The organism is Dyella lutea, assembly GCF_024158035.1.
Classification (GTDB): Bacteria; Pseudomonadota; Gammaproteobacteria; order Xanthomonadales; family Rhodanobacteraceae; genus Dyella_A; species Dyella_A lutea.
The window spans coordinates 1,367,053-1,387,807 of sequence record NZ_JAMZEK010000001.1 but is presented as its reverse complement, the minus strand read 5'-3'; the positions used below and the strand labels follow the sequence as shown (position 1 = coordinate 1,387,807).

Sequence of the window (20,755 nt, the reverse complement as noted above, 5' to 3'; positions counted from 1 at the left end):
CCTGAGGCGCGGCTGACCATGCGGCCGCGGTTTTATTGGCCCGTCGCCCGGGTTTCGGTAAGCTCCGCGGGCTTTCCGGCCTTCGTCGTGGAGGCTTTCACGGGGATCTTTCTTGAGCGCCACGCAAGCCACGAACGACAGTCGCCATCCCCTGCTGGTAGCCCTCCTGCTTGCGGTTCTCGTGGCCGCCATGAACCTCGGCCTCTGGTGGTGGGGCAACCGGCCGCATGGCCCGGACGACTGGCGCGGGTCGATCAACGGCTTCTCGGTGTCGTTCTTCCAACGCTACCAGAACCCGCTCAAGCAGGACTTCCCGTCCGACCAGCAGATCGACAGCGACCTGAAGCTGCTGCGCAAGTACACCGGGCACATCCGCACCTACTCCACGCAGGAGAACCCGCAGGTCTACCGGCTGGCGCACCAGGACGGCCTGAAGGTGATGGCCGGCGCCAACATCGACACGCGCCGCGGCAACAACGAGCGCGAGATCGACCAGCTGATCGCGTTGGCCAACCGCTATCCCGACACGATCGACAAGGTGATCGTGGGCAACGAGGTGCTGTTCCGCGGCGACCAGACGCTGGACCAGATGATCCGCTACCTCGACCGCGTGCGCGCCCACGTGCGCCAGCCGGTGTCGATCGCCGAACCGGACTACATCTGGATCAAGTACCCCGAGCTGGCCCAGCACGTGGATTTCATCACCATCCACCTGTTCCCGTTCTGGAACGGCATCGGCACCAGCATCGATCCGCAGCGCGACGACGCGCTCAATGCCGCGCTGGGCGCCTACGACAACATCCAGCGGATGTACCCGACCAAGCACATCGTGGTGGGAGAGATCGGCTGGCCATCCAACGGTGACCGCCAGAAATACGCCCGCCCGTCGGTGTCCAACGAGGCGATCTTCATCCGCCACTGGCTCAACGCGGCCAAGGCGCGCCACATCGACTACTACCTTCTGGAAGCGTTCGACCAGCCGTGGAAGGAGGCCCTCGGCGAGGGACGCACCGGCGCCTACTGGGGCATCTTCAACGCCGACCGGCAGCCGAAGTTCCCGTTCACCGGACCGGTGGTGGAGGACACCTCGTGGCCGGCCAAGGCGCTGGCCGCCAGCCTGCTGGCGCTGCTGCCGATGATCTGGTTCGGCCGCCGCTTCAGCCGCTTCAGGCTGATGGGCCGGTTCTTCTTCGCCGCGCTGATCCAGCTGGCCTGCGGTCTGGTGGTCTGGTCGGCCACGCTGCCGTTCAACTTCTACCTGAGCTGGGTCGACTGGACCATGCTCACCCTGCTGTTCCCGGCACAGATCGCGATCCTGGCGATCCTGCTGATCAACGGCTTCGAGTTCACCGAGGTGCTGTGGCGCCGGGGCTGGGTCCGCCACGCCGGCATGCTGCGACCCGATCCGCCGGAAAAGCAGCCGTTCGTGTCGATCCACCTGGCCTGCTACAACGAGCCGCCGGAGATGGTGCAGGTCACGCTCGATTCGCTCGCCGCGCTCGACTACGACAACTTCGAAGTGCTGGTGATCGACAACAACACCAAGAACCCGGACATCTGGAAGCCGGTGCAGGCCTACTGCGAGCAGCTCGGGCCGCGCTTCCGCTTCTTCCATCTCGAGCCGTGGCCCGGCTTCAAGGCCGGCGCGCTGAACTTCGGCCTGAAGGAGACCGACCCTCGTGCCGACGTGGTGGCGGTGATCGACGCCGACTACGAGGTGCGCCACGACTGGCTGTCCACCCTCACCGGCTACTTCCACGACCCGAAGGTGGCCGTGGTGCAGTGCCCGCAGGCGCACCGCGACTTCGAGCACAACCGCTTCCGCCGCATGACCGCCTGGGAGTTCGACGGCTTCTTCCGCATCGGCATGCACCACCGCAACGAGCGAAACGCGATCATCCAGCACGGCACCATGACCATGGTCCGGCGCTCGGCGCTGGAAGGCACCGGCGGCTGGTCGGAGTGGACCATCTGCGAGGACGCCGAGCTGGGCCTGCGCCTGATGCACGCCGGCTACGAGCTGGTCTACGTCGACGAGCTGATGGGCAAGGGCCTCACCCCCGCCGACTTCAAGGCGTACAAGAGCCAGCGCTACCGCTGGGCATTCGGCGCGATGCAGATCCTCAAGGGCCGCTGGAGCTGGATGGTGAAGAAGGGCCCGCTCTCGGCCGGCCAGCGCTTCCACTTCCTCACCGGCTGGTTCAGCTGGTTCGCCGACGCGCTGCACCTGATCTTCACCCTGATGGCGCTGTTCTGGACCGCCGGCATGGTGGCCTTCCCGCAGTACTTCAGCCTGCCGATGCAGCTGTTCCTGATCCCGGTGATCGGCTTCTTCTTCGCCAAGGCGATCTTCGGCATCGTGCTGTACCGTGCCCGCGTCCCCTGTAGCTGGTACGACACGTTGATGGCCTCGCTGGCCAGCATGAGCCTGAGCCACGCCATCGCCCGCGGCATCCTGCATGGTCTGACCCGCGAAAAGACCTCGTTCGTGGTCACCGCCAAGAGCCGTCGGCTCGGCGAGTCGGGCTTCGCCGCTTTCGCCCCGGTACGCGAGGAACTGCTGATGGCGATCGCGCTGGTCGGATGTATCGTCGGCATGGCGCTGAGCTACGGCACGCGCTACATCGAGGGCACGCTGTGGATGTTCATCCTGGGCGCGCAGTCGATCCCGTATTTCTCCGCGGTGATCGGTGCCTGGATCGCGCACAAGGCCGGCGACAAGGCGGGCTGAGCCCGCCCGGGACACACGGACATCGGCCATGGAGTGGCACGTCGCCTTCAAGGCGCCCGCCGACGGTATCTGCCGACGGCCCCCGCCGGAGTCCAGACGCGGCGGCGCCGCCACCGGCCGTTCACCCCGCCGGAACCCGGCGCTGGCTAAGCTGCGCGGACCCTCTCCGCGACCGACAGGAGTCCCCGCCCTGACCCCGTGGCACCGCATCCGCCGCCTGGCCATCGCGCTCCTGCTTCTTGCCGGCGCCACGGCGGCGCATGCCGGCGTGAAACTGGTGGTCGACGGCGTGGATGATCCGCTGAAGTCGGCGGTGGTCTCCGGGGTGGAGCTGTCGCAGTACGCCACGCGCGAGGTCAGCGCCGCCCAGGTGCGCCGGCTGTACGCCCGCGCATCCGACCAGGTGCAGGCGGCGCTGCGCCCTTACGGCTATTACGAAGCCACCGTCGATGCCGACCTCGCACAGCAGGGCAACGACTGGCGCGTCACCCTGCACATCAAGCCGGGCGAACCGGTGAAGATCACCGCCGTGCACGTCGACCTCGATCAGGCGGCGCTGGCGATCGCCCCGATCCGGCGCGCGGAACGGGCGATCGAACAGCTGAAGGGGCAGACCCTCAACGACGGCACCTACGACGCCGCCCGCGACACGCTCAGCGGCCAGCTCACCGCCCACGGATTCCTCGCCGCCAAGCTGCTCACCCATCGCGTCGAGGTGACGCGCGCGGACCGCAGCGCGGTGATCCGCCTCGCCTGGGAGGCCGGCCCGCGCTACCGCTTCGGTCCGGTGCAGTTCGAGGGCTCGCAGTTTCGCGACGGCTTCCTCGACCGCTACGTGCCGTTCAGGCCCGGCGACTATTTCTCGCAGGACAAGCTGCTCGACCTGCAGCAGGCGCTGAACGGCGCCGACTATTTCTCGGTGGTCAACGTGCAGCCGGACGTCGACGATGCCAGGGACGACACGGTAAACGTGCGCGTGCAACTGGTACCCGCCAGGCGCACGGTCTACACCGGCGGCCCGTTCATCGGCACCGACACTGGCTTCGGGCTGCGTGGCGGGGTGGAAAAGCGCTGGGTCAACCGCCTTGGCCACACCTGGAAGAACGAACTGGTGGTGGCGCAGCGGCTGAAGACCCTATCCACCCTGTACACCATCCCGCGACCCGGCAAGAACCAGCACAGCCTGAACTTCGGCGCCAACTACCGCGACGCCAACACCGACACCTCGCAGTCGCGCACGCTGGAGCTGGTCGGCAACGACACCCGCCTGTGGCACGGCTGGACCCGCACGCTCGGCGTGCACGCGCTGTCCGGCACCTTCACCGTGGGCAAGCGCAGCGGCGAGCCGGACAACGCACCGGGCGTCGACCACGGCCGCAGCACGCTGGTATTCGCCGAAGCCTCGCTGGGCCGCAAGCGCGGCGACAACCCGACCTTCGTGCGCAAGGGCTGGTCGATCAACCTGGCCGTGCGCAGCACCGCCGGCACGCTGCTTTCGGACACCCGCTTCGCCCAGTTCACCGTCGATGCGAAGTGGATCCGCGCCTTCCTCGGCCGCAACCGGTTGATCCTGCGCGGCAGCGCCGGCATGACCACCACCGGCAACTTCGACGCGCTGCCGCCACAACTGCGCTTCTTCGCCGGCGGCGACCGCTCGGTGCGCGGCTACGGCTTCCAGTCGATCGGCCCGACCAACAGCTATGGTCGCGTGATCGGCGGTCGCAACCTGCTGGTGGCCAGCACCGAGGTCGAGCACTACTTCACGAGAAAGTGGGGTATTGCCGCCTTCGTCGACGCCGGCAACGCCTTCACCGGCACCGACTATCGGCCGAAAATCGGTGCCGGCCTCGGCGTGCGCTGGCTGTCGCCGGTGGGGATGATCCGCGTCGACTTCGGCACGCCGGTGCACAGTCGCGAGAGGCACGGCATCGAGCTGCACATCGTGATCGGACCGGACCTGTGAGGAGGCGCGCATGACCGACGCAGCACGCCCCGCCCGTCCCCGCCGCCGCTGGCTGCGCGCGCTGGCGTTCGGCCTGCTCGCCGTCGTGCTGGCGATCGCGCTGGCGCTGGGCTGGCTGCTCGGTACCGGGAGCGGCCTGCGCTTCGCCATCGCCCGCGCCAGTGCCGCGACGGGCGGCGCACTGAGCGTCGGCCGCGCCGAAGGTCGCCTGCTCGGACCGCTGACGGTGCAGCGCCTGCGCTACCGCGACACGCAGGGGCTGGACATGCAGGTTGCGCGGGCACGCCTGGATCTGTCCCTCGCTGCCCTGCTGCGCAAGCGCCTGCACGTGCTGGAGCTGGACGCGGACGGCATCGCGGTGGCGCTGCCGCCACCCTCGCCGCAACCTGCGACGGGCAGCGGCTTCGACCTGCAGCCGCCGCTGGATGTGCAGGTCGACCGCCTGCATACCGGCCAGTTGCGCATCACGCGGCAGGGGCAATCCGTATTCGCCGCCGACCGCATCGACCTCGCCGGCCGCTGGACCGGGCGCGGTATCGCGCTGCGGCAGTTCGATCTGGCCGGCCCGGATGGCGAGGTGCACCTGTCCGGCGAACTGGCCTCGGCCGACTATCGCGGCCAGGGCCAGGGCCGCTTCCGCTGGAAGCTCGGCGACACCACCTGGAGCGGCCAGCTGCAGGCCCACGGCGATGGCAGCCACTCGCAGCTCGAACTGGCGCTGGCCAGCCCGGCCTCGGCCACCCTCGAGGTGTCGCTGGAACAGCACGGCGACTATCCATGGACCGCCACGCTGCAGGCGCCGCGCTTCGATCCCTCGCCCATCCTCGGCCAGGGACCGCTGCATGCACTGGCGCTGTCGCTCAAGGCCAGCGGCGACCATCGCGGCGGCCGCATCGACGGCACCGTGCAGCTGAACGACACCACCTTGCAGCTGCAGCCGCTGCGCGCGCGCCTGAGCGACAGCCTCGACACGCTGCAGCTCGAGCAACTCGCCCTTGCCTCGCCGCAGATCCCGGGCTCGCTGCAGGCCAGTGGTCTGGTGCAACTGTCGGCAACGCCGCTCAGCGCCGATCTGAAGGTGCAGTGGAAGGGCGTCACGCTGCCGAAGGAACTGGTCGGCCAGGCGCTGGCCACGGATGGCTCGCTGACTGCCAAGGGCAGCACGGAGCACTTCCAGGCCCATGGCGACGTCTCGCTCGGACCGCCCGGGCAACCGGCCCACCTGGCCGTCGACCTGACCGGCACACCGGCCTCGATCGCGCTGCACACGCTCGCCCTGAAGCAGAAAAACGGACAGCTGGTCACCAGCGGCACCGTCGACCTGCAGCCATCGCTGGGTTGGCAGCTGGACATGCAGGCGCAGAATTTCGATCCCGGCGAACTGGTTGCCGGCTGGCCTGGCGCCATCAACGCCGACCTGCACACGCGCGGCCATCGCCAGGCGAACGGCTGGGAGGCCACGCTGGTGCTCGGGCGGCTGGGAGGCAAGCTCCGTCAGCGCGCGCTCGGCGGCCACGGCGAACTGCACCTGTCACCAGCCGGGGTGCTGGACGGCACGCTGGATCTCTCCTCCGGCGACAGCCGCCTGCACGTGGAGGGCAAACCGGGGGCGCAGAACGACGCCGAGCTGCGGCTGGCGATCGCCTCGCTGTCCGACTGGCTGCCCGACGCCAGCGGCCGCCTGCAGGGGCACCTGGTCGTGCGCGGGCTGACGCCGCGGCTGAGCGTCAACGGCACGCTGCAGGGCGACCGGCTCGGCTGGCGCCAGGATCGCCTGGACCATCTGCAACTGGTCGTCGGCCTGCCCGACCTGAGCCGGCTCGCCGGCAAGCTCGACCTGCAGGGCCAGGGCCTGCTCGCAAGTGGACTGGCGTTCGACCGCCTGCACCTGCTCGCCGAGGGCAGCGAGGCGACCCACCGGCTTGCCGTCGATGCCACCGGACGCCAGCTGAGCGGCCGGCTGGCGCTCGACGGCTCGCTGCGCAACGGCGTCTGGAACGGCACCCTTCACACGCTCGACCTGGCGCCAGAGGGCCTGCCTCGCTGGCAGCTGCAGCAGGCCACAGCGCTGGCCTACCGCGATGGCGGCTGGCGGACAGGCGAACTGTGCCTGTCCGCCGGCGAGCCGCTGCTGTGCGCCTCGGCCAGCCAGGACCGGGCCGGCACGCTCGACGCCAGCTACCGCCTGCACGCGCTGCCGCTGGCGCTGATCCTCAACGCCGCCGGACTGGCCGACCTGCCGATGCGCGCCGACGGCACCCTCGAGGGCGACGGCGCGATCAGGCGCAAGGCCGACGGCACGCTCGATGGCCACGCAACGATCCGCTCCGCCGGCGGCGCCGTCACCTACAGCGACCACGGCGATCATCCGCTGCTCGCCTACCGCGACCTCTCTCTGGATGCCCGTCTTGCCCCCGGCAGCCAGCACGCCACTGTGCACGCACTGCTCGACGGCGGCGGCCATGTCGACGGCCAGCTGGCGATGTCCGGTCCCGGGCAGACGCTGGCCGGCAGCGTGGACGTGCAGCTCGGCCAGCTCGGCTTCGTCGAACTGCTCACCACCGAGCTGGCCAACGTGAAGGGCTCGCTGGCCGGGCGCTTCCAGGTCGGCGGCACACTCGGCTCGCCCACGCTGGCCGGCAACGCGAACGTCGATGGTCTCGCCGCGGAGATTCCCGCCGCCGGCCTCAAGCTCGCCGACGGCCACCTGACGCTGGCGGCCGACGACGCCCGGCAGCTGCATCTGGACGGGACGCTGCGTTCGGGCAAGGGCACGCTGGGCGTGCGCGGCACGGTCGGGTTCGGCACCGACGCATCCACCGAGCTGGTGTTCCAGGGCCAGCAGGTCACCGCCGCCGACATCCCCGCGGCGCGGGTGGTGGTATCGCCCACGCTGGTGCTCAAGCAGGACGCACAGGGCATGGACGTCACCGGTCGCGTCGCGCTGGACAGCGCCGACATCGACGTCTCGCGCCTGCCCGGTGCGGGCGCCACGAAGGCGTCGCCCGACGTGGTGGTGATGGACGAGCAGCAGCAGGAAGCGAAAGCGAAGGCCATGCCGATCAGTGCCACCGTGGCGGTAGACCTGGGCGAACACACCCACCTGGTCGGCATGGGACTGGACGGCAACCTGCGCGGCCAGCTGGTGGTGCGCGAGCGGCCCGGCCGCGCCACCACCGGCCAGGGTCAGGTGGACGTATCCGGCACCTACCGCGCCTACGGCCAGAACCTCACCATCGAGCGCGGCCAGTTGCTGTTCGCCACCACGCCGGTCGACAACCCGCGGCTGGACATCCGCGCGGTGCGCCGGCTCAACCCGAACGCCACCATCGACGAGGGCCAGAAAGTCGGCCTGTACGTCTCCGGCACGGCGCAGCGGCCGGTGCTCAACGTGTTCTCGCAACCGGTGATGGAGCAGTCCGACGCACTGTCCTACCTGATCACCGGCAAACCGCTGTCGGAGGTCAAGGGCGGCGAAGGCTCGATGGTGAACTCGGCCGCGCAGGCGCTGGGCTCGGCCGGTGGCGACCTGCTGGCCAAGCGCATCGGATCGCAGCTGGGCGTGGACGAGATTGGCGTCTCCAGCAACGAGGCGCTGGGCGGCAGTTCCGCCTTCACCGTCGGCAAGTACCTCAGCCCGCGGCTGTACCTGAGCTACGGCGTGGGCCTGTTCGAACCGGGCCAGGTGGTCACCCTGCGCTACCGCCTCAGCAAGCGCTGGAGCTTCGAGGCGCAGGATGCCACGACCTTCAGCCGCGCCAGCTTCAACTACCGGCTGGAACGCTGACGGCGTCGGCGCATGCGTCGTCGGTCATGCTGCGGGGCTCGGAAAGGGAGCGTATGGTGTGGGGATTTTCCCACCCGGAGTTCTCCGATGAAGCCCACCCGCTGGATGCTTGCCACCGCCGTCTGCGCCGCGCTCGCCGCGTGCGGTCATTCCGAAGCCCCTTCGTCGAAGGCCCCCGCCCCGGCAAGCACCGCGCCGAAGACCGCCGCCGCGCCCGCGCCGACGCCTGTCGGCATCGACCTGGCCGGCATGGACAAGTCCAGGCCCGCCGGCGACGGCTTCTTCCAGTACACCAACGGCACTTGGTTCAAGGACACGCAGATCCCGGCGGACCGCTCCAGCACCGGCTCGTTCCTCAAGCTCTACGAGCTGGCCCAGAAGCGCACCGCCGAACTGATCCAGAAGGCCGGCGACAGCAAGCCGGCCGAAGGCTCGAACGAGCGCAAGATCGCCGACTACTACGCCGCATACATGAACACCGACGCGATCGAGAAGGCCGGGCTGACGCCCCTGAAGCCGGAGTTGTCGGCGATCGAAGGCATCAAGTCCCGCGCCGACCTGGCCAAGGTGCTCGGCAGCCGCCTGCGCGCCGACGTCGACCCGATCAACGCCACCAACTTCCACACCAGCCACCTGTTCGGCCTGTTCGTCACCCAGGGCCTGGAAGACCCGTCGCAGAACATTGCTTACCTGCTGCAGGGCGGCCTGGCCCTGCCCAGCCGTGACTATTACCTGTCCGATGATGCCGCGACCAAGACCACCCGCGACCAGTACCACGCGTATGTCGTGGCCCTGCTCAAGCAGGCCGGCGACAAGAACGCCGAGGCCGAAGCGAACACCATCCTCGCGCTGGAAACCAAGATCGCCAAGGCGCAGACCAGCCTGGTCGACAGCCAGGACGTGCACAAGGCGAACAACCTGTGGCCGACAGCCGACTTCGCCAAGAAGGCGCCGGGGCTGGACTGGTCCGCCTACTTCAAGGCCGCCGGCCTGGACGGCGTGAAGACCATTGACGTGTGGCAGCCGGATGCCGTCACCGGCCTGGCCAAGCTGGTCGGCAGCGAGCCGCTGTCCGCCTGGAAGACCCTGCTGCGCTTCCACACCATCAACAGCAGCGCGAGCCTGCTGCCCAAGGGCTACGCCGACCTGGCCTTCGGCTTCTACGGCCACGACCTGCAGGGCATCCCGCAGCAGCGCCCGCGCGCCAAGGATGCGATCGACGCCACCAGCACCGACCTGGGTGACGCGGTAGGCCAGATCTACGTGAAGAACTACTTCCCGGCCTCGTCCAAGGCCGAAGTCGAAACGATGGTGAAGAACATCGTCAACGCCTTCGACCAGCGCATCGACACGCTGACCTGGATGACTCCCGCCACCAAGGAAAAGGCCAAGGAGAAGATCAAGACGCTGCGCGTCAGCGTGGGCTACCCGGATACCTGGCGCGACTACAGCTCGCTGACGGTCAAGCCGGACGACGCACTGGGCAACCACCTGCGCGCCGTCGAGCTGGAGTACCAGCACCAGCGCGCCAAGATCGGCCAGCCGGTCGACCGCGGCGAGTGGTGGATGACCCCGCAGACGGTCAACGCGGTGAACCTGCCGCTGCAGAACGCGCTGAACTTCCCGGCGGCGATCCTCGAGGCACCGTTCTTCGACCCGAAGGCCGACCCCGCCGCCAACTACGGCTCGATCGGCGCGGTGATCGGCCACGAGATCAGCCACAGCTTCGACAACACCGGCGCCGACTTCGACGCGCAGGGCAAGCTGGCCAACTGGTGGACGCCGGACGACCTCAAGCACTTCGAGGCCGCGGGCCAGAAGCTGGTCAAGCAGTACGACGGCTACGAGATCCTGCCGGGCCTGCACGTCAACGGGCAGCAGACGCTGGGCGAGAACATCGCCGACGTGTCCGGCCTCACCGCCGCACTCGCCGCCTACCACGCCTCGCTCGGCGGCAAGCCGGCGCCGGTGATCGACGGCCTGACCGGCGACCAGCGCTTCTTCATCGCCTTCGGCGAGACCTGGCGCTCGAAGATCCGCGACGCCGCGGCCCGCGTGCGCGCGGCCACCGACGTGCACGCCCCGGCGCAGTTCCGCGCCGAGACCGTGCGCAACATGGACGACTGGTACAAGGCGTTCGACGTGAAGCCGGGCCAGACGATGTACCTGGATCCGGCCCAGCGCGTGAAGATCTGGTAAGCCGCAGCCACCGGCAGTCGCGACTGAAGTCGCTCCCACCAAAAGCACATGCATGTCCGGGCCTCCGTGGGAGGGGCTTCAGCCGCGACGGCCCGACATGCTCCGGCCGGAAGGCCGGGCATCTTGCGGTGGCAGGTCCGGTCACTCCGGATGGCCTGCCCGATCTGCCTCGCACATGTCATTTCCATCCGGTCCGACCAAGCGCGTGAGGACCTACCGGCAGTCGCGACTGGAGCCGCTCCCACCAAAAGCACATGCATGTCCGGGCCTCTGTGGGAGGGGCTTCAGCCCCGACGGCCCGACATGCTCCGGCCGGAAGGCCGGGCATCTTGCGGTGGCAGGTCCGGTCGCTCCGAATGGCGTGCCCGATTTGCATTGCACACGTCATTCCCTCGCCCCGGCTTCTGCACCAGGACCACCCTCCGCCCCACGCCCTCAACCCGCCACGCGAAGCGCGCAGCGATCCAGCGCAGCGAGGCCTCCGAGTGGAAGCCCACGTGGGTCGGATCGCGGTGATAGTGCCAACGCGGGAAGTCGGCCATCGGCGGGCGCAGTTCGGTCATCAGGCCGAGCCAGCCACCCGGCACGAGCAGCGCATCGATGCGGGCGAGGTCGCGCCGCGGATCGTGCATGTGCTCGAGCACTTCGGTGCAGGTGACGAAGTCGTAGCGGGCATCGAGCCGCGAGGCGTCCGTCGCGAAGAACGGGTCGTAGCCGACGGTAGGAAAACCCGCCTCGGTGAGCATCGCCGCCAGCGCCGGCGCGGCGCCGCAGCCGTAGTCCAGTCCACGCGCGCCCGGCGACAGGCGCGCCACGAGCGGCTCGCCAAGCTGGGCAAGAAAGCGCCGGTAGCCCGGATCGTCCATGCGGTTGTCGTGGGTGCCGTAGTACGCGCGCTCGGCGTCGGCATCGAGCCAGGTCGTAGGGTCGCGGCTGACCAGATCGCAAACCGGGCAGTACCGGTAGACGCCGGTGGTTTCACGCCACGGCGCCCCCGTCGCCGCCCCGCACAGCGGGCAGGCGACCGGCGCCTCAGCGGATGCCGAGGCCATCGATGCCGGTGACGTCGGCCTCGAAGCCGGCCAGCGTGGCGAAGCGGCGGCCGCGCTCGGCGTAGTCCTTGAACTGGTCGAAGCTCGGCGCGCCGGGCGACATCAGCACCACGCCGCCCGCGGGCGTGGCGGCACGCCCCGCCTCCACCGCCGCGGCCAGGTCAGCCACGCGCGACACCGGGCAGGCGACGTTGCCGGCGACGAGCGCCGCTTCGATGCGCGGACCGTTCGCCCCCATGCAGACGATCGCCCGCGGCGGATGCGCCTGCACGTGCGTGACGAACGGCGCCCAGTCCACGCCCCGGTCGTAGCCGCCCACCAGCACGCTGATCTCGCGCCCCGGCAGGCTCTCCAGCGCCGCCACCACCGCCGGCGGCGTGGTGGCGATGGAGTCGTTGATCCAGTCCAGCCCATCCCGCCGTCCCAGCGGCTGCAGCCGGTGCGGCAACGGACGGAACGTGGCCAGCGCCGGCGCCGCGGCCAGCGCGTCGTAACCGAGCAGCTCCAGCGCCGCCAGCGCGGCGCTGGCGTTGAGCGCGTTGTGCAGGCCGGGCACGCCGAGCTGCGCCACCGGGAACACGTCGCGCGCGCCCCGGCGGATGAAACCGTCGGCGACGTGCCAGCCTTGGGCGTCGCCGAACACGCGACGATCCGGATGGCCGGCGGTCTGCGCCAGCAGGTTGGCCTGCTGGCCGTTCACCAGCAGGGTGCGTGCCCGGTCGCCGAGCCTGAGCTTGTCAGCCACGTAGCGCTCGCGCGAGCCGTGCCAGTCCAGGTGCTCCTCGTACAGGCTGGTCACCACGGCCAGCTCCAGCGGGCCGGCCTCACCGGTCTGGAAGCTGGAAAGCTCGATCGCCCACAGATCAGCCGACTGGCCATCCAGCTCCAGCAACGGCAAGCCGATGTTGCCGGCCAGCGCGGTGCGAACATCAAGACTTCGCGCAAGGTGAGCCAGCAACGCGGTGGTGGTGCTTTTGCCCTTGGTGCCGGTGACCGCGACCACGCGGGCGTCCGGATGCCCGCCGAACCACAGCGCGGTGCCGGAGGTGAATACCGTGCCCTGCGCCTGCGCCGTGGTCACTGCCGGCTTGTAGATCGAGATGCCGGGCGACTTCACCACCACGTCGCAGGCGGACAGCGCCAACGCGTCCGGCTCGATGCCGTGCACGGTCAGCGCCGGATCGAAGGCCCGTGCCGCATCCACCTCGGCCTCGCTGCAGTACAGCGCCAACGGCAACGCCGGCAGCTGCGCGCGGATCGCGGTGATCGCCGCCCGCCCCTCGCGGCCAAAGCCCCAGATCGCGACGCGCTGTCCCACCAGGTCAGCGATACGCACGGCCCAGCCCCTGTAGGAGCGCACCCTGTGCGCGACCGGACGTGGATCCCGGGAAATGCAGTCGCGCACAGGGTGCGCTCCTACAGATCATGGGTTGGGTCCGCCGATCGCCGCCAGGGCGGCCTGCAGCCGCGCCGGCACGCGATGCTCGCCGGACGGTGCCAGCCACGGTTCCAGCGCCAGCTGCGAGGCATCCAGCTGCGGCAGGATCTCGCTGCGGAAGCGTGCGACCAGCGCATCCTCCGCCCACTCCGGCCGCTGGCTCAGCGCGTACATCGCCGCCCGCGCCTCGGCGCCCTCGCCCACGCATTCGAACGGTTTGTGGTCCTGGTACTCGAGCAGCGCGTCGAAGCCGGCCGCCTGCGACTCGTCGTCCAGCAGGTTGCGGCCGAAGATGGTGAGCAGCCGCGGCTTGGGCAGGAACGGCGCCAGCGCGAGGAACACGAAATGGCATTTCGGGCACTGCCCGCACCAGCGGTCGGCCGGCTTGGGGCCAAGGATGCGGAAATTGCGGTTGCAGCTGGAGAAGCTGTCGAAGTACGGCGTGAGTTTCGCGAAGGCGCGGGTGATCGCCAGCTCCGAATACGGACGCAGCAGCGAGCAGTAATCGAGATCCGCTGCCACATGGCTGTGCAGCCAGTCCGACAGCAGCGTCTCGAAGGCGTAGCCCTTGCTCCACTGGTGGTTCACCTGCTGGCCGTCGTATTCCAGCGTCGCCGCCGAGGCCGATCGCTCGTTGGCGAAGGCGATGGAATCGTGCCCGTAGAGGATCGCCGCCACGGCGAGGATCGCCGAGTTCACCGCGGTGACCGGGATGTGGCCGTTCCACGCGCCCAGCCGGTTCAGCTCGAACAGGCCCGGCGCCAGCTCGCGCTGGATGTTCAGCGTGGGCAGGCCGGTGCGCTCGGCGCAGGCAGCGATCAGCGGCGAGTTGCCGACCCACACCGCGGTGGCGTCACCGCCGATCGACTTGATCGCCTCGACTGCAACCAGCGAATCCTTGCCGCCGCCGATCGGCACCAGGGTGCGCTTCGGCAGGCCCACCACCGGCGCCACCGACAAGGCCTGGCCGCCACGCGGAAAACGGATGCGGCCGCGCAGATCCAGTCCGTTGCGGTAGGCGAACTCGGCCAGTCCGTGCAGGTACAGCGCGTCGAGCAGGTCGGCGGTGGCGTCGTCCAGCGGACCGTCGTCGACGGCGATCGTCGGCGGCACGCCGGCCTTGTAGTAGCTCACGCCGGCGATCAGGTGCAGCAGCTTCAACGCGGCGTCGAACGCCGGCTGCCGCGCCGGCGGCAGCGCCGGGGCGGCGGGAAAGCGGATGCGCTCGACCAGCGGCTCGCCCTCGTCGAAGGCGTAGGCCAGCTCGGCCACGCCATCGGCGTAGCGGGCGTGCAGAAAACGAAACACCTGGGTCAGGCGCGGTTGGATCGGTTGGGTCACGTAGGTCTCCCTCGCCGGCCGCGGCTCGGCGCAAGCGCAGATTCTAACGGCGCCGCCCCCGCTCCGCCCGTCCGTCGGCGGGTCGGGCGGAAGCGGAACGCGGTCAGTCGAGGATCACTTCCCCGGCATCCTCGCGCAGGTTGTAGGGCGAGGACATCACCTTGCCGTAGGCACCGGCCTGGGCGATCAGCACCACGTCGCCCTCGCTGGCCTCGGGCAGGCGGCGGTCGGTGCCGAGCACGTCGCCGCTTTCGCAGATCGGGCCGACCACCTGGACCAGCGCGGTGGCCGGCTCGTCGAGGCGAGTCAGGTTCACGATCTCGTGCCAGGCATCGTACAGCGCGGGGCGGATCAGGCTGTTCATGCCGGTATCGATACCGAGGTAGCGCAGCGCACCCTTGCCCTTCTGCTGGGTGACCTTCGCCAGCAGCACGCCGGCGTCGGCCACCAGGTAGCGACCCGGCTCCATCCACAGCTGGTAGTGCGGATAGGCCGCCTTCACCTCGCGCAGCACCTTGTCCAGCGCGGCGATGTCCAGCCGCGCCTCGCCCGGATGCGAGGGCACGCCGAGGCCGCCGCCGATGTCCAGGAACGCCACGCTGCCGATGCGCTCGGCCAGGCTGGCCAGCTGGGCGTAGACCTCGCCCCAATGGCCGGCGTCTAGGATGCCCGAGCCCAGGTGCGCGTGCAGGCCGCGCACCGTGACGCCGTGGCGGTCGGCCAGGCGCAGGAAGGCATCGAGCTGCTCCACCGGCAGGCCGAACTTGCTGCCGCTGCCGCCGGTGCGCACCTTTTCGTGATGGCCCAGGCCGCGGCCCAGGTCCAGCCGCAGCACGATCTCGCGGCCGCGGAAGGTGTCGCCCCAGTGCTCCAGCGGATACAGCGAATCCAGCGACACGGTGGCCCGCGTGGTCAGTGCCCAGGCATAGTCCTCGCGCGGGGCGAAGTTCGGCGTGAACAGCAGCGGCGCGCTCTCCGGCACCGCCGCCATCACCGCCTTCAGCTCGCCCGGCGAGACGCACTCGAAGCCGAAGCCTTCTTCGGCGATGGCCTTGAGGATGGCCGGGTGCGTGTTGGCCTTCACCGCGTAGTGCAGGCGGTCCACCGCGGCCAGCGTCCTCAGCTCGCGCGCCTGCGCGCGCACCGTGGGCAGGTGGTAGACGTAGCGTGGCGTGGCCTCGGCGGCGATCGCCAGCAGGCGCTCGCGTTCGGCCTCGCGCCACCAGGCCGAGGCGGCCACCGGCGCCTCGCCGCTGCCGTACAGTGCCTGCCAGCTCGGCCCGAACAGCGCGCTGTCGTCGGTGCGCAGCGCGCCGGCGGCGATCAGCAGCTCGTGCAGGTGCGGCAGCAGTTCGTCGACCACGCTCTCGTCGACCACGAAGGTCAGGTTGAGGTTGTTCGACGACTGAGAGATCAGGTGCACGCGCAACTGGCCGAACTCGGCCAGCACGCCGGACAGCGTGTGCAGCATCGAACGCATGCCGCGGCCGACCAGGGTGATCGCCGCGCACGGCGCGATCACCTTCACCCGGCACACCTTGGCCAGGTCGGCCGCCAGCGCAGCGACCGCGTCGGAATCGAGCAGGTTCTCGGTCGGGTCCAGCGACACGGTGACGTTGGTCTCCGCCGAGCCGATCAGGTCCACCGACAGGCCATGCTGCTTGAACTGCGCGAACACGTCGGCGAGGAAGCCGACCTGCTGCCACATGCCGACCGACTCCATCGACACCAGGGTGATGCCCTTGCGCGCGCTGATCGCCTTCACGCTGGGCGCGTGTTCGCGCACCTCCGGGCCGATCACCGTGCCGTCCAGCTCGGGCCGGTTGGTGTCCTTGATCAGCAGTGGCACGCGCGGTTCGCGCAGCGGGGACAGGCAGCGCGGGTGCAGCACCTTGGCACCGGTGGAGGCGATTTCCTGCGCCTCCTCGTAGTCCAGCTTCTGCAGCAGGCGCGCGCCCGGCACCTGGCGCGGGTTGGCCGTGAACATGCCGGCCACGTCGGTCCAGATCTCCACCCGCGCCGCCTTCAGCAGCGCGCCGAAGTACGAGGCCGAGGTGTCCGAGCCGCCGCGGCCGAGCAGTACCGTGCGTCGGCGGCTGCCCTCGACGTCGGCCTCGCGGGCGATGAAGCCCTGGGTGATGAACACCTCGCCACGCTCGGCCAGGCGCGCGCTGAGCGCCGGGTCCGGCCGGGCATCAACCATCGCCGACAGCAGCCGGGTGCGCTCGTTCTGGTTGGGCAGTGCGATCGCGCTCAGGCACTCGCGCGCGTCGACCCACTCGGTCGGCACGCCGCTGTGGCTGAGGAAGGCCGCGCCCAGCGCGCTGGACATCAGCTCGCCGTGCGCCTGCACCTGCGCCGACCAGGCCAGCTCGCCCAATTCGGCCGAGCCCTTGTCCGCAAGCTCAGCCAAAGTCCGCAGCCGCTCGGCCAGCGTCGGCGGCGTCTCCAGTTGCATGTGCGCCAGCAGGTCGTAGTGGCGCTGCGCGATCGCGTCGGCCGCCGCCACCCGTTTCGCCCGATCGCCCTCGCCGCACAGCTGTTTCAGCGCGTCCGTGATACCGGTCAGCGCGGAGACGACCACCAGCACGCGGGCGCCTTCAGCGCGGCGGCTGGCAACCAGCTCACGGATGTTCTGCCAACGGGGAAGCGTGGCGACGGAGGTGCCGCCGAACTTCATCACGATCCAGGGGGCATCCGCGGGAAGCGGTGCTTGGGTGGGCGGGGTCACGGGTGGTTGGGCCAGGTGGCGTGGAAGGTTTGCCAGTGTTGCGCTGCGGCAATTCAATTGCAACTGGGAGGTGCGTTTGGACGGCTAAACTTCCGAATACACCGAATTCGTGGATTTGTCTGGATTGCCCGTAGAGACAAAAGGGCGAATCAGCGGCGATTTCGGGACATCGCCCGAAGGTTGCAGAGCAAAAGCGTTTCGTGCGCCTTCGGCACCCGAGTCACTTCTCTTTGTGTGGCCAAAGAGAAGTAACTCGCCCTCCGTAGGAGGACGAAACGCTCTTGGCTCTTAAGCGCAAAAAGCAAAATGGATTCCCGCTTACGCGGGAATGACGGCGATGAGGGCTGCGGGAAAACGTGGCACTCCTCCCCAGGTGAGGAAAGAAGGCAGAAGCCGGTGCGGGGCTTACTCGACCACGACCGGAATCTTCCCGATCCGCGCCTGCCACTCCCGCGGCCCCGTCTTGTGCACCGAAGTCCCCGCCGAGTCGACCGCCACCGTCACCGGCATGTCCTTGACCTCGAACTCGTAGATCGCCTCCATGCCGAGGTCGGCAAACCCCACCACCTTCGACGCCTTGATCGCCTTGGACACCAGGTAGGCCGCGCCACCCACGGCCATCAGGTACACCGACTGGTGCTTCTTGATCGCCTCGATCGCCGCCGGTCCGCGCTCGGCCTTGCCGACCATGCCGAGCAAACCCGTCTGCGCCAGCACCTGCTCGGTGAACTTGTCCATGCGGGTGGCGGTGGTGGGGCCGGCAGGTCCCACCACCTCGTCTCGCACCGGATCGACCGGGCCGACGTAGTAGATGAAGCGGCCCTTGAAGTCGACCGGCAGCTTCTCGCCCTTGTTGAGCATGTCGACCATGCGCTTGTGCGCGGCGTCGCGGCCGGTCAGCAGCTTGCCGTTGAGCAGCAGCACCTCGCCCGGCTTGAAGCTGGCCACCTCATCCGCGGTGATCGTGTCCAGGTTCACCCGGCGCGCGTTGGTCGGGTTGTAGGTGAGCTTGGGCCAGTGCTCCAGCGAGGGCGGATCGAGCGCCACCGGACCGGACCCGTCCAGGGTGAAGTGCGCGTGGCGGGTCGCCGCGCAATTGGGGATCAGCGCCACCGGCAGGTTGGCGGCGTGGGTCGGGTAATCCTTGATCTTCACGTCGAGCACGGTGGTCAGGCCGCCCAGGCCCTGCGCGCCGATGCCCAGCGCGTTGACCTTCTCGTAGAGCTCGATGCGCAGCTCCTCGATGCGGTTGGTCGGCCCGCGCGCGATCAGCTCCTGGATGTCGATGTGCTCCATCAGCGATTCCTTCGCCAGCAGCATCGCCTTCTCGGCGGTGCCGCCGATGCCGATGCCGAGCATGCCTGGCGGGCACCAGCCGGCGCCCATGGTCGGCACGGTCTTCAGCACCCAGTCGACGATCGAGTCGGACGGGTTGAGCATGGCGAATTTGCTCTTCGCCTCCGAACCGCCGCCCTTGGCCGCGACGATCACGTCGAGGGTGTCGCCCGGCACGATCGAGACGTTGATCACCGCCGGGGTGTTGTCCTTCGTGTTACTGCGCTTGCCGGCCGGGTCGGCCAGCACGCTGGCGCGCAGCTTGTTGTCCGGATCGTTGTAGGCGCGGCGCACACCCTCGTTGACGGCGTCCTCCAGCGAGCCGGTGAAGCCCTCCCAGCGCACGTCCATGCCGACCTTGAGGAAGACCGTGACGATGCCAGTGTCCTGGCACAGCGGCCGGTGGCCTTCGGCGGCCATGCGCGAGTTGAGCAGGATCTGCGCCATCGCGTCCTTGGCCGCGGGCGACTCCTCGCGCTCGTAGGCGGCGGCGAGGTTGGTGATGTAGTCGACCGGGTGGTAGTAGCTGATGTACTGCAGTGCGTCGGCGACGGACTGGATCAGGTCGTCCTGCTTGATGGCGGTCATGGGCAGCTCGCGGGGATCAGGGCCCGCCGGGGGGATCTCGGCGGCGCCAGCCCGCTATTTTGCCCCAGTGGCCGGAGCCCGGCCAAACCGCCCCACGCGGGGGCGCGCCGCGGCACGCCCTCAGTAGCGGTATTCGAGCTGAAGCATCAGCGTGCCGACGTGGCCGTCCATGCGGACGCCGTTCCGCGAGGCGTTCAGGTGATGGAAGTCGTAATGCAGGCCGACACTGAACCGGTCGCTGAGGTCGTAACCGCCGCCCACACCGGCGTACCAGCCGTTACCCGCCGTCATCCCGTTGCTGCTGGCCACGTAGATCGGCGGCCTGACCTGCGAACTGACATCCAGCCAGCCATGCAGCAGACCGGCATGGGCGGTGACATACCACGGTGCATCGGCGCGCCAGGTCGCCGTCGCGCCGAGCAGGCCGGCCGACACCTGCACCTGGTCCTGCACGGTTGCACCGGGCAGGTTGTAGCTGTCCGAGAACTTGCCCAGGTAGATCAGCCCGGTCTCCACACCCCATCTCACCGGACCGCGCCACTGCACGCCCACGCGGAGCGCGCTGGCCACGTCGCTGCCGTTGCGGCGATAACCGGTACCGGTCGGATGGCCGAGCTGCGCACGCGCACTGCCCGCGCCGATATCGACGAAGTACTGAGGTTCGGTCGCGCGTGCCGCGGACACGAAGGTCGTAGCGGCGAGGAACGCCACCGCCAGTTTCCGGAACATTGAACACCCCTGTGAGCTGGATCACGATCCACGCATGAACGCAGTCATGACGCAGGCACAAGGTAGACGGGGCGGCGCCGCGGGTCTGTTGGACAGTTCCCGGTTCCGGAAAAAAGTCGATGCGGCGCAGGAGATTCCGGGTAATCGAACGGCCCAGCCCCGGATCGCCAGGTCGCCCGGAGCGAGGCTCAGTAGCGGTATTCGACCTGCAGCGTCACCGTTTCCCGGTATCCACTGAACCGCGCGCCACCGCCCGAGGTCCTGACCCGGTAGAGGTCATCGTGCAGGCCGATGCTGAGCTGCTCGTTGATGTCGTAGCCACCACCCACACCGAGATACCAGCCGTTGCCGCTGGCGTCGATCGAGGGGCTTCCCACGACGTAGGGGCCATCGACGCGGGTCCGCAGCTGGGTCCAGGCATGCAGCCAGCCGCCGCGCGCCGACAGGTACCACGGCGCGTCGAAGCGGTAGCTGACGTTGCCGCCCACCAGCAGGCCGCGGGTGCGCACATCGGAGTTCACGTTGGCCGGATAGACGACGTACTGCTCCGAGGCCGTGCCGAGGTCCACGTAGCCGGCCTCGATGCCCCAGCCGAGCTGGTCCTGCCACATCGCACCCACGCGCACCGCCCCGGTGGCGTCGTGGCCACCATCACGGTAGACCTCGCTGTACGGTCCATCCAGCCGGCCACCGGCGACGCCCACCACACCACTGACGAAATACCGCTGACCCTGCGCGTGAACCGCCGTCGACAGACCGAGGACGACGATGCTCGCCGCCAGTAGCTTCCTGCTCATCCTGCTTCCTTGTGTGATTGGGTACCGGCACCGACCGCGCCACCTGGCGGCCGGGCGCGGGGCA

Annotated in this window: 11 protein-coding genes; 4 read left to right on the top strand and 7 right to left on the bottom strand. The window is 69.3% G+C overall.

Annotation, left to right across the window (positions count from 1 at the left end):
- Window positions 1-112: 112 nt before the first annotated feature.
- The 4 genes from NC595_RS06045 (at window position 113) to NC595_RS06030 (ending at window position 10,680) form a co-directional block, all read left to right on the top strand.
- The gene (locus NC595_RS06045) at window positions 113-2,731 is read left to right on the top strand and encodes a glycosyltransferase (RefSeq protein WP_253565376.1); all 2,619 of its coding nucleotides are present in this window, start codon (window positions 113-115) and stop codon (window positions 2,729-2,731) included.
- Between the two features lie 208 nt (window positions 2,732-2,939).
- Complete coding sequence (locus NC595_RS06040) at window positions 2,940-4,694, top strand: autotransporter assembly complex protein TamA (protein WP_425493079.1); 1,755 nt, start codon at window positions 2,940-2,942, stop codon at window positions 4,692-4,694.
- A 10-nt stretch (window positions 4,695-4,704) separates the two neighbouring features.
- A complete protein-coding gene (locus NC595_RS06035) occupies window positions 4,705-8,481 on the top strand; it encodes a translocation/assembly module TamB domain-containing protein (protein WP_253565374.1) in 3,777 nt (1,258 codons plus the stop codon).
- Between the two features lie 87 nt (window positions 8,482-8,568).
- Window positions 8,569-10,680, top strand: a complete 2,112-nt coding sequence (locus NC595_RS06030; protein ID WP_253565373.1) for a M13 family metallopeptidase — start codon at window positions 8,569-8,571, stop codon at window positions 10,678-10,680.
- A 284-nt stretch (window positions 10,681-10,964) separates the two neighbouring features.
- On the opposite strand, the gene NC595_RS06025 is transcribed toward NC595_RS06030, so the two are convergent.
- From NC595_RS06025 to NC595_RS05995, 7 genes are all read right to left on the bottom strand, one after another.
- Complete coding sequence (locus NC595_RS06025; protein WP_253565372.1) at window positions 10,965-11,732, bottom strand: class I SAM-dependent methyltransferase; 768 nt, start codon at window positions 11,730-11,732, stop codon at window positions 10,965-10,967.
- On the bottom strand, window positions 11,713-13,068 hold the full coding sequence (gene murD / locus NC595_RS06020) for a UDP-N-acetylmuramoyl-L-alanine--D-glutamate ligase (protein ID WP_253565371.1): 1,356 nt from the start codon (window positions 13,066-13,068) through the stop codon (window positions 11,713-11,715). Before murD ends, NC595_RS06025 begins: the two co-directional genes overlap by 20 nt.
- A gap of 87 nt (window positions 13,069-13,155) precedes the next feature.
- The gene (gene murL, locus NC595_RS06015; RefSeq protein ID WP_253565370.1) at window positions 13,156-14,511 is read right to left on the bottom strand and encodes a UDP-N-acetyl-alpha-D-muramoyl-L-alanyl-L-glutamate epimerase; all 1,356 of its coding nucleotides are present in this window, start codon (window positions 14,509-14,511) and stop codon (window positions 13,156-13,158) included.
- Between the two features lie 103 nt (window positions 14,512-14,614).
- Window positions 14,615-17,242: a bifunctional aspartate kinase/diaminopimelate decarboxylase gene (locus NC595_RS06010; RefSeq protein WP_343214890.1), complete on the bottom strand. Its 2,628-nt coding sequence runs from the start codon at window positions 17,240-17,242 to the stop codon at window positions 14,615-14,617.
- 405 nt (window positions 17,243-17,647) lie between these two features.
- Window positions 17,648-19,165, bottom strand: coding sequence for a fumarate hydratase (locus tag NC595_RS06005; protein WP_253565368.1), 1,518 nt, complete (start codon window positions 19,163-19,165; stop codon window positions 17,648-17,650).
- 120 nt (window positions 19,166-19,285) lie between these two features.
- On the bottom strand, window positions 19,286-19,894 hold the full coding sequence (locus tag NC595_RS06000) for an outer membrane protein (protein ID WP_253565367.1): 609 nt from the start codon (window positions 19,892-19,894) through the stop codon (window positions 19,286-19,288).
- 188 nt (window positions 19,895-20,082) lie between these two features.
- Window positions 20,083-20,691: an outer membrane protein gene (locus NC595_RS05995; protein WP_253565366.1), complete on the bottom strand. Its 609-nt coding sequence runs from the start codon at window positions 20,689-20,691 to the stop codon at window positions 20,083-20,085.
- Between the last annotated feature and the right edge of the window lie 64 nt (window positions 20,692-20,755).